This window comes from Streptomyces sp. NPDC002463, assembly GCF_042889835.1.
GTDB classification, from domain to species: Bacteria; Actinomycetota; Actinomycetes; order Streptomycetales; family Streptomycetaceae; genus Streptomyces; species Streptomyces nymphaeiformis.
The window spans coordinates 249,178-261,276 of sequence record NZ_JBIARL010000011.1 but is presented as its reverse complement, the minus strand read 5'-3'; the positions used below and the strand labels follow the sequence as shown (position 1 = coordinate 261,276).

Below are 12,099 nucleotides of genomic sequence, written 5' to 3'. Positions count from 1 at the left end.
AGCGGATGACGGGAATCGAACCCGCGCTATAAGCTTGGGAAGCTCATGTTCTACCATTAAACTACATCCGCACAGCGGACGGATGATCCGTTCCGCATCGTTGCACACTGTACCCCATGCGCCACTTGAGGCGAAGCTCCCGCCGTGGCGTGTGCTGGGGGTGCCCCCTTCATCCCCTAATGTGGCTGATCGTCCACCACACGTGTAGGGGAAGGGACTTGATGGCTTCGATGGAGCGCACCGTCGTCCGTTGTGCCGAAGGGCATGTGTTCAGTACCGCCTCGTTCCCGCTTCAGCAGCTCGGTGCCGGGCGGATCGGGCCCGGGCGGCTCATCCGGTGTCCGCGGTGTGCGCGGTTGCGGCATGCGGTGCCGGTGGAGGCCGGGCGGCGCTGAGCCGTGAGGTGCCGGGGCGCGGGTGCCTGCCGATTGGGGCAGGTCCGCGCCCTCTGCGTATCGTGGGGGACGTGCTTCTCTCAGACAAGGACATCCGGGCCGAGATCGATGCCGGGCGGGTGCGCATCGACCCGTACGACGAATCCATGGTGCAGCCCTCGAGCATCGACGTGAGGCTTGACCGCTTCTTCCGGGTGTTCGAGAACCACCGCTACCCGCACATCGACCCCGCCGTCGAGCAGCTCGACCTGACGCGTGAGGTCGAGCCGGAGGGCGACGAGGCGTTCATCCTGCACCCGGGCGAGTTCGTCCTGGCCTCGACGTACGAGGTCATCACCCTGCCGGACGACATCGCCTCGCGGCTTGAGGGGAAGAGTTCCCTCGGGCGGCTCGGGCTGGTCACGCACTCGACCGCCGGGTTCATCGACCCCGGTTTCTCGGGGCACGTGACCCTGGAGCTGTCGAACCTCGCCACCCTGCCGATCAAGCTCTGGCCGGGGATGAAGATCGGCCAGCTGTGCATGTTCCGGCTGAGCTCGCCCGCCGAGTTCCCGTACGGGAGCGAGCGGTACGGCTCGCGGTACCAGGGTCAGCGGGGGCCGACGGCCTCCCGCTCCTACATGAACTTCCATCGGACCCAGGTGTGAGGCGGTCGCAGGCATGAGTGAGGTACGCGAGAACCTGACGTACGAGGGCTTCGGCACCGCCGTCCGCGAGCTGGCGCAGACCATCGCCGACGACGGCTACGAGCCCGACATCGTGCTCTCCATCGCCCGCGGCGGCGTCTTCGTCGCCGGCGGTCTGGCGTACGCGCTGGACTGCAAGAACATCCACCTCGTGAACGTCGAGTTCTACACCGGGGTGGGCACCACCCTGGAGATGCCGGTCATGCTGGCGCCCGTGCCGGACGCGATCGACTTCTCCGACAAGAAGGTCCTGATCACGGACGACGTCGCCGACACCGGCAAGACGCTCAAGCTCGTCCACGACTTCTGCGTCGACCACGTCGCCGAGGTCCGCTCCGCGGTCATCTACGAGAAGTCCCACTCCCTCGTGAAGTGCGAGTACGTGTGGAAGAAGACCGACGAGTGGATCAATTTCCCCTGGTCGGTCGAGCCGCCCGTCGTGAAGCGTGAGGGTCAGGTTCTCGACGCCTGAGCCGCCCCGTGAGCATGAGAAGGGCCCCCGCCGGGTTCGGCGGGGGCCCTTCTCGTGCGTCGGTACGTCCGTGCGTCGTTTACAGCGTGCCCAGCTTGATCAGGCTCAGCAGGGCCACCAGCTGGATGGCCGAGGCGCCCAGGGCCTTCGGCCAGGGGAGGTCGTGGGAGCGGCTCACCATGATGGTGAGGAGCGCGCCCGTCGCCAGCCAGGTCGCCCAGCCGAGGATCTGCACCAGGCCGTTCTCGCCGCCCAGGAAGAGCGCGAAGACCAGGCGCGGCGCGTCCGTGATCGACATGATCAGCATCGAGAGGCCGACCGTGGGCTGCCAGGCCCCGTCGCCGCCGAGCTGGCGCGCCAGGGTGTGCGTGACCGCGCCCAGGATCAGGCCGCCGAGCACGAAGCCGAGGGCGGTCATCAGGACGTACGGGACCGTCGTCGAGATCGTCGCGTTGAGCGCCTCTTCGCGGGCCTTGTCGAAGCCGAAGATCGCGAGGAGCCCGTAGAGGAACGTGACGCTCAGCGCCGGGCCCCAGACCGCGTGGTCCCGCATCTGGAGGAACGTGTCCGCCGGGCGGAACACGATGCCGCTCAGGAGCTGCTTCCAGGGCAGCCGGGGGCCCGTCGGGACGGGAGGTGCCTGGTAGCCGCCGGCCTGGGCGTACGGGTCGTCGACGCTGAACATCTGGGTGTGGCCCGGGTTGTTCGCCGCCGCGTGCTGCTGCTGGTGGTGCTGGTGCGGGTCGCCGAAGTACTCGGGCTCCCCGTACGCCTGCCCCTGCTGCCCGTACGACTGCCCCTGCGGCGGCTGCTGCCACTGCTGCTGCGGGTACGGCGGCGGGGCCGCGTTGTACCCGTACGGCGCCTGCTGCGGTTGTTGTTGCGGGGGGCGGTTGTCCCGGCCGCGTCCGTTCCTGAATCCAGCCACGCCTTGAACGTACCCGGTGACGCCGTACGGGCGCTCCCCAGGCCGGACCTTGCCACCGACCTGTGACATCCCCTAGGGGTCCCCTGACGCACGCGAAGGGCCGCCCCGCGTTCTCACGCGGGGCGGCCCTTTCGGCAGTGCGGGATCAGACCGCCGGCTCCGGCTCCTCGGTCGCCGGCTGCTCCTCCGGCTCGACCGGGGTCTTCACCGAGTCGAGGAGGAGCTGGGCGACGTCGACGACCGTGACCGACTCCTTGGCCTTGCCCTCGTTCTTCTTGCCGTTCACGGAGTCCGTGAGCATGACGAGGCAGAACGGGCAGGCCGTCGAGACGATGTCCGGGTTGAGGGACAGGGCCTCGTCGACGCGCTCGTTGTTGATGCGCTTGCCGATCCGCTCCTCCATCCACATCCGCGCGCCGCCGGCGCCGCAGCAGAAGCCGCGCTCCTTGTGGCGGTGCATCTCCTGCTGGCGCAGGCCCGGGACGGCGGACATGATCTCGCGCGGCGGCGTGTAGACCTTGTTGTGACGGCCCAGGTAGCACGGGTCGTGGTACGTGATGAGGCCCTCGACCGGGGTCACCGGGATCAGCTTGCCCTCGTCGATGAGGTGCTGGAGCAGCTGGGTGTGGTGGATGACCTCGTACTCGCCGCCGAGCTGCGGGTACTCGTTGGCGATGGTGTTGAAGCAGTGCGGGCAGGTCGAGACGATCTTCTTCGCCGACTTCGGCTTCTTCGTCGACTCGTCCTCGTCGTCCTCGCCGAACGCCATGTTCAGCATCGCGACGTTCTCGGCGCCCAGCTGCTGGAACAGCGGCTCGTTGCCCAGACGGCGCGGGGAGTCACCGGTGCACTTCTCCTCGCCGCCCATGATCGCGAACTTGACGCCCGCGATGTGCAGCAGCTCGGCGAAGGCCTTGGTGGTCTTCTTGGCGCGGTCCTCCAGGGCGCCGGCGCAGCCGACCCAGTAGAGGTAGTCGACCTCGGTGAGGTCCTCGACGTCCTTGCCGACGATCGGGACCTCGAAGTCGACCTCCTTGGTCCACTCGACGCGCTGCTTCTTCGCCAGGCCCCAGGGGTTGCCCTTCTTCTCCAGGTTCTTGAGCATCGTGCCCGCCTCGGACGGGAACGCGGACTCGATCATCACCTGGTAGCGGCGCATGTCGACGATGTGGTCGATGTGCTCGATGTCGACCGGGCACTGCTCGACGCAGGCGCCGCAGGTGGTGCAGGACCACAGGACGTCGGGGTCGATGACGCCGTTCTCCTCGGCGGTGCCGATGAGGGGGCGCTCGGCCTCGGCCAGGGCGGAGGCGGGGACGTCCTTCAGCTGCTCCTCGGACGCCTTCTCGTTGCCCTCCATGTCCTTGCCGCCGCCCGCGAGCAGGTACGGCGCCTTGGCGTGGGCGTGGTCCCGGAGGGACATGATCAGGAGCTTGGGGGAGAGCGGCTTGCCCGTGTTCCAGGCGGGGCACTGCGACTGGCAGCGGCCGCACTCGGTGCAGGTGGAGAAGTCGAGGATGCCCTTCCAGGAGAACTGCTCGACCTGGGAGACGCCGAAGACGGCGTCCTCGGCCGGGTCCTCCCAGTCGATCTCCTTGCCGGCCGTCGTCATCGGCTGGAGCGCGCCCAGGGCGGTGGAGCCGTCGGCGTTGCGCTTGAACCAGATGTTCGGGAAGCCGAGGAAGCGGTGCCAGGCGACGCCCATGTTGGTGTTGAGCGAGACCGTGATCATCCAGGTGAAGGACGTGACGATCTTGAGGCAGGCGAAGAAGTAGGTGAGGTACTGGATCGTGCTGAGGTCCAGGCCGTCGAGCAGCGCGATCAGCGGGTACGAGGCGAAGAAGCCCGGCTCCCAGCCTGTCACGTGGTGCTGGACGCCCTCGAGGGCGCGGAGCGTCATGATGCAGACGCCGACGATCAGGATGACGGCCTCGACGAAGTACGCCTGGCCGGTCTTGGAGCCGGCGAAGCGGGACTTGCGGCCGGCCTTGGTCGGCTTGCTCAGCTGGCGGATGACGATGAGCGTCACGATGCCGAGGACCGTCATCAGGCCGAGGAACTCGGTGAAGATCTCGTACGGCAGCCAGTCGCCGATGATCGGGATCAGCCAGTCGGCCTGGAAGAGCTGGCCGAAGGCGTTCACGATGGTGAGGAGCAGCGAGAAGAAGCCCACCGCGACGAACCAGTGCGCGAAGCCGACGATGCCCCAGCGGTTCATGCGGGTGTGGCCGAGGAATTCCTTGACCAGCGTGATGGTGCGCTGCTTGGGGTCACCGGTGCGCGTGCCGGCGGGGACCGGCTGACCGAGCCGCACGAAGCGGTAGATCTGCACGGTGGCGCGGCCGAACAGCGCGACGGCCACCACCGTGATGGCGATCGACACGATGATCGCGGCGAGTTGCATGACGGGCTCCTCGGGCGGGCCTACTAAGCGGTAACTTATTGAGTTCCTGCTGAGATTACCCGGTCACGGCGCCGCGCTGTAGCGGCGCTCGCGGTGATATGTGTCGCTCAGGCAAACCTTGCCGCGCGACGCCTGCGTACAGCTGGAAGCGTACGCGCAAGGATCAGCAGATCCATCCCCAGCCAGTGGTGGTCCACATAGTGGAGATCGAGCAGCTCGCGCTCCTCCCACGGCAGGTCCGATCGGCCGCTGATCTGCCACGGTCCGGTCAGTCCGGGGCGTACGGAGAGCCGGCGGCGGCCCTCGCCCGCGCACTCGCGGTGGGTCGGGGTCAGCGGGCACGGGCCGACGAGCGACATCCGGCCCACGACGACGTGCAGCAGCAGCGGCAGTGCGGCCAGCGGGCTCTTCGTGCGGAAGGTCAGCATCGTGAAGGGCCGCCCGCCGAGGCCGGCCACCGTCCGGCGGCGCAGCACCGCGCCACCGCCGCCGAGGGTGACGGAGAGGGCGGTGCCGACGATCAGGGGTGCGAGGACGAGCAGCAGGAGCGTCCCGCCCGCCACGTCGAACGCGCGCTTCGCCGTCAGCGCGCGCTCGGCCGTCATCACGCGCTTCGCCGTCATGCGGTCATACCCTCCGGCGGGAATCCTGGCATATGTCCGGACCCTTTCATGTGAACCCGGGCAAACCGGGGAACGACGCGGAGCGACGCGCCCGTTGAGCGTCCCGTCGGGTGAAGAGTTGAGTCGACTCGACTCAGGTCTGTTGACGAAGGCGACCTCCTCGTGCATCCTTGAGTCAGTTCCACTCAAGTCAGTCAGCTGGAGGAATCGAAATGGCACGTGCGGTCGGCATCGACCTGGGCACGACTAACTCCGTCGTCAGCGTTCTGGAAGGCGGCGAGCCCACCGTCATCACCAACGCCGAGGGCGCCAGGACCACGCCGTCCGTCGTCGCCTTCGCGAAGAACGGCGAGGTGCTCGTCGGCGAGGTGGCCAAGCGTCAGGCCGTCACCAACGTCGACAGGACCATCCGGTCGGTCAAGCGCCACATGGGCACCGACTGGAAGATCGACATCGACGGCAAGAGCTTCAACCCGCAGCAGATGAGCGCCTTCATCCTGCAGAAGCTCAAGCGCGACGCCGAGGCGTACCTGGGCGAGAAGGTCGTCGACGCGGTCATCACCGTCCCGGCGTACTTCAACGACTCCGAGCGTCAGGCCACCAAGGAGGCCGGTGAGATCGCGGGCCTCAACGTCCTGCGCATCGTCAACGAGCCGACCGCGGCCGCCCTGGCCTACGGCCTCGACAAGGACGACCAGACGATCCTCGTCTTCGACCTCGGTGGCGGCACCTTCGACGTGTCCCTCCTGGAGATCGGCGACGGCGTCGTCGAGGTGAAGGCCACCAACGGTGACAACCACCTCGGTGGTGACGACTGGGACCAGCGCGTCGTCGACTACCTGGTGACGCAGTTCCAGAACGGCCACGGCGTGGACCTGGCCAAGGACAAGATGGCTCTCCAGCGTCTCCGTGAGGCCGCGGAGAAGGCGAAGATCGAGCTCTCGTCCTCGACCGAGACCACGATCAACCTGCCCTACATCACGGCCTCCGCCGAGGGCCCGCTGCACCTGGACGAGAAGCTCACGCGCGCCCAGTTCCAGCAGCTCACCTCGGACCTGCTCGAGCGCTGCAAGGTGCCGTTCCACAACGTCATCAAGGACGCGGGCATCGCCCTGGGCGAGATCGACCACGTCGTCCTCGTCGGTGGCTCGACCCGCATGCCGGCCGTCGCCGAGCTCGTCAAGGAGCTGACCGGTGGCCGCGAGGCCAACAAGGGCGTCAACCCGGACGAGGTCGTCGCCATCGGCGCCGCGCTCCAGGCCGGTGTCCTCAAGGGTGAGGTCAAGGACGTCCTGCTCCTCGACGTGACCCCGCTGTCCCTCGGCATCGAGACCAAGGGCGGCATCATGACCAAGCTCATCGAGCGCAACACCACGATCCCGACCAAGCGGTCCGAGATCTTCACGACGGCCGAGGACAACCAGCCGTCCGTGCAGATTCAGGTCTACCAGGGCGAGCGCGAGATCGCGGCGTACAACAAGAAGCTCGGCATGTTCGAGCTGACCGGTCTGCCGCCGGCCCCGCGTGGCGTCCCGCAGATCGAGGTCGCGTTCGACATCGACGCCAACGGCATCATGCACGTGACCGCGAAGGACCTGGGCACGGGCAAGGAGCAGAAGATGACCGTCACCGGCGGCTCCTCGCTGCCGAAGGACGAGGTCAACCGGATGCGCGAGGAGGCCGAGCAGTACGCGGAGGAGGACCACCGCCGCCGCGAGGCCGCCGAGTCCCGCAACCAGGGCGAGCAGCTCGTCTACCAGACGGAGAAGTTCCTCGCCGAGAACGCGGACAAGGTCCCGGGTGAGGTCAAGACCGAGGTCGAGACCGCGATCGCCGAGCTGAAGGAGAAGCTCAAGGGCGAGGACACCGCGGAGATCCGCACCGCCACCGAGAAGGTCGCGGCCGTCTCGCAGAAGCTCGGCCAGGCGATGTACGCCGACGCCCAGGCCGCCGGCGGCGATGCCGGTCAGGCCCAGGCGCAGGACGACGACGTCGTCGACGCCGAGATCATCGACGACGAGAAGCCGAAGGGCGGCCAGGCGTGACCGAGGAGACCCCGGACTTCGAGGAGAAGTCCGACGTCCCCTCCGGCGCCACCGCTGACGACGCCGCCGAGGCCGCCGAGACCTCCGAGGAGGACTCGACGGCCCCGGCCGGGGACGCTACGGACGTAGCCCTCCTGGCGCAGCTGGACCAGGCCCGTACCGCGCTCACCGAGCGCACCGGTGACCTCCAGCGGCTCCAGGCCGAGTACCAGAACTACCGCCGCCGCGTGGAGCGGGACCGGGTCACGGTCAAGGAGATCGCCGTCGCGAGCCTCCTGTCCGAGCTCCTTCCCGTGCTCGACGACGTCGGCCGGGCCCGGGACCACGGCGAGCTCGTGGGCGGGTTCAAGTCGGTGGCCGAATCGCTGGAGACCGTCGTCGCCAAGATGGGTCTGCAGCAGTTCGGCAAGGAGGGCGAGCCCTTCGACCCGACGATCCACGAGGCCCTGATGCACTCGTACGCGCCGGACGTCACCGAGACGACCTGCGTGGCGATCCTGCAGCCGGGGTACCGGATCGGCGAGCGGACCATCCGGCCCGCCCGCGTGGCCGTCGCCGAGCCCCAGCCGGGCGCGCAGGCGAAGGCGGAGGAGTCGGAAGACCCCGACAAGTCCGAGAAGGACAGCGAGTAACAGCCGTACCCGGAAGCGGGAGGAGGGACGTCGATGAGTACGAAGGACTTCGTCGAGAAGGACTACTACAAGGTTCTCGGCGTCCCCAAGGACGCCACCGAGGCCGAGATCAAGAAGGCGTACCGGAAGCTCGCCCGCGAGAACCATCCGGACGCCAACAAGGGTGACGCGAGCGCCGAGGCGCGCTTCAAGGAGATCTCCGAGGCGAACGACGTCCTCGGCGACCCCAAGAAGCGCAAGGAGTACGACGACGCCCGCGCCCTGTTCGGGAACGGCGGCTTCAGGGCCGGCGGCCCGGGCGCCGGCGGCTCGTTCAACTTCGACCTGGGCGACCTCTTCGGAGGCGCCCAGGGCGGGGCGGGCGGGGGCGGTTTCGGCGGCGGTGGCATCGGGGACGTCTTCGGCGGCCTGTTCAACCGCGGCGGGGGTGCCACCCGCACCCAGCCGCGGCGCGGCCAGGACATCGAGTCCGAGGTGACGCTCAGCTTCACCGAGGCCATCGAGGGCGCGACCGTGCCCCTGCGGATGTCCAGCCAGCAGCCGTGCACGGCGTGCTCGGGCACCGGCGACAAGAACGGCACGCCCCGGGTGTGCCCGACCTGCGTCGGCACCGGTCAGGTCTCGCGCGGCAGCGGCGGCGGCTTCTCGCTCACCGACCCCTGCGTGGACTGCAAGGGCCGCGGCCTCATCGCCGAGAACCCCTGCGAGGTCTGCAAGGGCAGCGGGCGGGCCAAGTCCTCCCGCACCATGCAGGTCCGCATCCCGGCGGGCGTGAGCGACAACCAGAAGATCCGGCTGCGCGGCAAGGGAGCGCCGGGCGAGCGCGGCGGGCCGAACGGCGACCTGTACGTCGTCGTGCACGTCGACGCCCACCCGGTCTTCGGCCGCAAGGACGACAACCTCACCGTCACGGTGCCGGTCTCCTTCTCGGAGGCGGCGCTCGGCGGCGAGATCAAGGTCCCGACCCTCGGCGGCCCCGCGGTCACCCTCAAGCTGCCCGCGGGCACCCCGAACGGCCGGACCATGCGCGCCCGTGGCAAGGGCGCGGTCCGCAAGGACGGCACGCGCGGCGACCTCCTCGTGACGGTCGAGGTGGCGGTGCCGAAGGAACTGGACGACAAGGCACGCGAGGCCCTGGAGACCTTCCGCGAGGCGACCGCCTCGGAGGACCCGCGGGCCGAGCTGTTCCAGGCCGCGAAGGGAGCGTGACCCGTGGAAGGACGCAGACGCAATCCATTCGAACTGACCGACGAGTCGCCGGTGTACGTCATCTCGGTGGCGGCCCAGCTCTCCGGTCTGCATCCGCAGACCCTGCGCCAGTACGACCGCCTCGGGCTCGTCTCTCCGGACCGCACGGCCGGACGGGGCCGCCGCTACTCGGCCCGTGACATCGAGCTGCTCCGTCAGGTGCAGGCGCTGTCGCAGGACGAGGGCATCAACCTGGCCGGAATCAAGCGGATCATCGAACTGGAGAACCAGGTCGCGGCGCTCCAGGCCCGGGTGGCCGAGCTGTCGGCGGCGGTCGAGGGCGCGGCGGCGACGATGCGCCAGCGCGAGGCCCAGGTGCACGCCTCGTACCGCCGGGATCTGGTGCCGTACACCGACGTGCAGCAGGCGAGCGCCCTCGTGGTGTGGCGCCCGAAGCGCGGCGAGTAGCCCTTCTTCCCCTGTCACGCCCGAGGCCCCTTCACCACCGGTGAAGGGGCCTCGGCCGTATTCTTGCCGTTCAGCTGTCCCGTTCGAGGATGCCGGACTGGGCGATCAGATAGCCGAGCTGAGCGCGGCTCCCGCTGCCGAGGGCGGCGGCGAGCTTGGCGATGTGCGCCCGGCAGGTCCGCACGTTCATCCCGAGCCGGCGGGCGATGGCCTCGTCGACGTGCCCCTCGACGAGGAGCTTGGCGATGGAGCGCTGGACGCCGCCGATGCCGTCGGTCTTGATGTCGTACGGGATCTCCTCCCGTATCGGCACCGCCAGATGCCAGAACTGGTCGAAGACGCCGCCGAGGTAGGCGACCAGACCGGGGTGGCGCAGCTCCAGGGCGACCTGGCGGTCGCTGCGGGCCGGGATGAAGGCGACCTCGCGGTCGACGATGATCAGCCGGTCGATGATCTCTTCGAGGGTGCGGACCTGGACCTCGGGGCCGACGTGCTCCAGGTAGGTGAGCGTGAGCTCGGTGTGGCGTGCGGTGTGCTGGTACAGCGTCCGCATGCTGATGCCGCGCCCGAGGAGCGGGGAGACGCGGTCGAGGGCCTCGCTGAGGGCCTGCGCGGGGCGGCCGCCGCCCGGCTGGACGGTGAGGAGCTCGTGGCGGCAGTTGGCCACGACGCGGTCCAGGGTGGAGTTGATGCGGTCGATGCCCTCGAGGACGTTGATCGCGTGTGTGGTGGGGGAGTCGTGGGCGCTGATGGCCATGAACGGCTCGAAGGCGTCCGACAGGGCGACGGTGCGCCGCCGGCGGTCGAGTATCTCCCGTTCGATCGGCTGGAGCAGCTGGGCGAGCGCCGCTGAGGGGGGAACCGGACGCAGCCACTGCGCGTCGTCGGGGTCGGGGTGGAGCAGGGACAGGTCGAGGAGGCAAGGCGTCTCGACCGCCTCTGACCGGGGTATTCGCCCGGTGCGCAGAGCGGCCGCGTACAGCTCGGAGCCCGCTTCGCACAGTTCGGCGTGCGAATGTGGGTGACCTGTTTCGTCCGCTTGTTTCCGCATATGTACACCCCCAGGCTCCTGCATCTCAGGAACATGATGCCTGGGTTTGGTGGTGCAGGCGCAGAGAGTAAGCCATCGTCTTACTCGCGGGGGTTGGAAAAGAGACGTTGCCTTCAAGTGAGGTTGCTCGGTGATGATGAAGAAGCTCATACGTGCGGCGGCCGGACTCGCCTTCATCGCGGCCGCCACAGTGGGCGCGGGAGTGGCGCTCGACCCGGGCTGGCACTCGGGGACGGCGGAGGTGCAGGCCGCTCAGCTCGACCCGGGTTGGCACTTCGCCGCCCCCACCGTGGTCGACGACCCGGGCTGGAGCGTGGCCCCCGTGCAGGAACCTGACTGGGACTAGTCGGGCACATGAATGTTCCCGATGACCCCAGGTTCCGCCGGGAGATGGCTTCGGCCTACCGCTCCGGCTGGCACTTCGTCGATCTCGCCACGGCAATCCCCCACCGTGGCGACTCGCTGAAGGTCACCCTCTTCGGAGAGCCGATCGTCGTCGCCCGCGAACAGGACGAAGACGTCCGTGCGTACCGCTGTCTGCGCCGCCCCCGAGGCGCTCCACAGCCCATCCGCTGTGCCATCCGGTACGGCATGATCTTCGTCAACCTCGATCAGCGCGACCACCAGCTGATCGAAGCAGAGGCCATCACCGCCACCCCCCGCAGTGCCTGAGCGATTCCCCCGTCGTTGTAGATCGCTCCGGCACTTCCCCCACACAGCGGCGCCATCGCGGACCTGAAACGCGATGGTGCCGCTGTGCTTTTCGTTTCTCCCGTACGGATCAGGCGCGGCCCATCGCCCGGGTGAGGGCGATCTCGATGACGACCCGGTCCGGGTTCGGCGACGGCGTGCGGCCGTAGCGCTCGGCGTAGCGGTCGACGGCGTCCGCGACCGTCTCGGCCTCCGTACGGATGTGGGCGACGCCCTCCAGGGTGGCCCAGCGCCCCTTGTCGACCTGGCAGACCGCGACCCGCGCGCCGTCCGCGCCCGCCGCCAGGACGTTGGCGACCTTCCGGCTGTTCTTGTTGGTGATCACGCGCGCGTACCCGCCCTCGGGGTCGTACGTGACGCCGACCGCGACGACGTGCGGCGTGCCGTCCGGGCGAGGGGTGGTCAGGGTGCACATGTGGTACTCGCGCCAGAAGCTCAGGTACGAGTCGGAGGGGTTCCTGGGGTCTGTGGCCATGCCCGGAAACTACCCGGGGTC

At 68.8% G+C, this 12,099-nt stretch carries 13 protein-coding genes and 1 tRNA gene; 8 read left to right on the top strand and 6 right to left on the bottom strand.

Translation table 11 applies throughout. From position 1 onward, the window contains the following. Positions 1-71: transfer RNA gene (locus ACFYX3_RS23550), tRNA-Gly, on the bottom strand. 395 nt (positions 72-466) lie between these two features. On the opposite strand from ACFYX3_RS23550, the gene dcd reads away from it, so the two are divergent. Together dcd and ACFYX3_RS23540 are read left to right on the top strand one after the other, a co-directional pair. After that, on the top strand, positions 467-1,042 hold the full coding sequence (gene dcd, locus ACFYX3_RS23545) for a dCTP deaminase (RefSeq protein WP_030690788.1): 576 nt from the start codon (positions 467-469) through the stop codon (positions 1,040-1,042). A 13-nt stretch (positions 1,043-1,055) separates the two neighbouring features. Continuing rightward, complete coding sequence (locus tag ACFYX3_RS23540) at positions 1,056-1,553, top strand: phosphoribosyltransferase (protein WP_024755952.1); 498 nt, start codon at positions 1,056-1,058, stop codon at positions 1,551-1,553. A 79-nt stretch (positions 1,554-1,632) separates the two neighbouring features. Here the strand turns inward: ACFYX3_RS23540 and ACFYX3_RS23535 are convergent, their stop codons facing one another. From ACFYX3_RS23535 to ACFYX3_RS23525, 3 genes are all read right to left on the bottom strand, one after another. Beyond that, on the bottom strand, positions 1,633-2,481 hold the full coding sequence (locus tag ACFYX3_RS23535; RefSeq protein ID WP_389016505.1) for a Yip1 family protein: 849 nt from the start codon (positions 2,479-2,481) through the stop codon (positions 1,633-1,635). Positions 2,482-2,626: 145 nt separating this feature from the next. After that, positions 2,627-4,885: a (Fe-S)-binding protein gene (locus tag ACFYX3_RS23530; protein ID WP_389016502.1), complete on the bottom strand. Its 2,259-nt coding sequence runs from the start codon at positions 4,883-4,885 to the stop codon at positions 2,627-2,629. 107 nt (positions 4,886-4,992) lie between these two features. Further along, complete coding sequence (locus ACFYX3_RS23525; protein ID WP_389016499.1) at positions 4,993-5,508, bottom strand: sugar transferase; 516 nt, start codon at positions 5,506-5,508, stop codon at positions 4,993-4,995. A 212-nt stretch (positions 5,509-5,720) separates the two neighbouring features. Between ACFYX3_RS23525 and dnaK the strand changes: the two genes are divergently transcribed. The 4 genes from dnaK to ACFYX3_RS23505 are packed head-to-tail and all read left to right on the top strand — an operon-like array spanning position 5,721 to position 9,841. Further along, positions 5,721-7,553 (top strand): molecular chaperone DnaK, encoded by a 1,833-nt coding sequence (dnaK, locus tag ACFYX3_RS23520; RefSeq protein ID WP_389016496.1) that lies wholly within the window; start codon positions 5,721-5,723, stop codon positions 7,551-7,553. Next, complete coding sequence (gene grpE / locus ACFYX3_RS23515) at positions 7,550-8,185, top strand: nucleotide exchange factor GrpE (RefSeq protein ID WP_389016493.1); 636 nt, start codon at positions 7,550-7,552, stop codon at positions 8,183-8,185. Before dnaK ends, grpE begins: the two co-directional genes overlap by 4 nt. Positions 8,186-8,218: 33 nt before the next feature. Further along, positions 8,219-9,394: a molecular chaperone DnaJ gene (gene dnaJ, locus ACFYX3_RS23510; RefSeq protein WP_389016490.1), complete on the top strand. Its 1,176-nt coding sequence runs from the start codon at positions 8,219-8,221 to the stop codon at positions 9,392-9,394. A 3-nt stretch (positions 9,395-9,397) separates the two neighbouring features. Beyond that, on the top strand, positions 9,398-9,841 hold the full coding sequence (locus tag ACFYX3_RS23505; protein ID WP_116160178.1) for a heat shock protein transcriptional repressor HspR: 444 nt from the start codon (positions 9,398-9,400) through the stop codon (positions 9,839-9,841). A gap of 70 nt (positions 9,842-9,911) precedes the next feature. Here the strand turns inward: ACFYX3_RS23505 and ACFYX3_RS23500 are convergent, their stop codons facing one another. Next, positions 9,912-10,892: a helix-turn-helix transcriptional regulator gene (locus ACFYX3_RS23500; RefSeq protein WP_389016486.1), complete on the bottom strand. Its 981-nt coding sequence runs from the start codon at positions 10,890-10,892 to the stop codon at positions 9,912-9,914. Positions 10,893-11,025: 133 nt separating this feature from the next. On the opposite strand from ACFYX3_RS23500, the gene ACFYX3_RS23495 reads away from it, so the two are divergent. Both ACFYX3_RS23495 and ACFYX3_RS23490 read left to right on the top strand, forming a co-directional pair. Next, a complete protein-coding gene (locus ACFYX3_RS23495) occupies positions 11,026-11,238 on the top strand; it encodes a hypothetical protein (protein WP_389016483.1) in 213 nt (70 codons plus the stop codon). A gap of 8 nt (positions 11,239-11,246) precedes the next feature. Beyond that, complete coding sequence (locus ACFYX3_RS23490) at positions 11,247-11,564, top strand: (2Fe-2S)-binding protein (protein WP_078953989.1); 318 nt, start codon at positions 11,247-11,249, stop codon at positions 11,562-11,564. A gap of 109 nt (positions 11,565-11,673) precedes the next feature. Here the strand turns inward: ACFYX3_RS23490 and ACFYX3_RS23485 are convergent, their stop codons facing one another. Next, positions 11,674-12,078, bottom strand: a complete 405-nt coding sequence (locus ACFYX3_RS23485; protein WP_116160180.1) for a pyridoxamine 5'-phosphate oxidase family protein — start codon at positions 12,076-12,078, stop codon at positions 11,674-11,676. Positions 12,079-12,099: the final 21 nt, after the last annotated feature.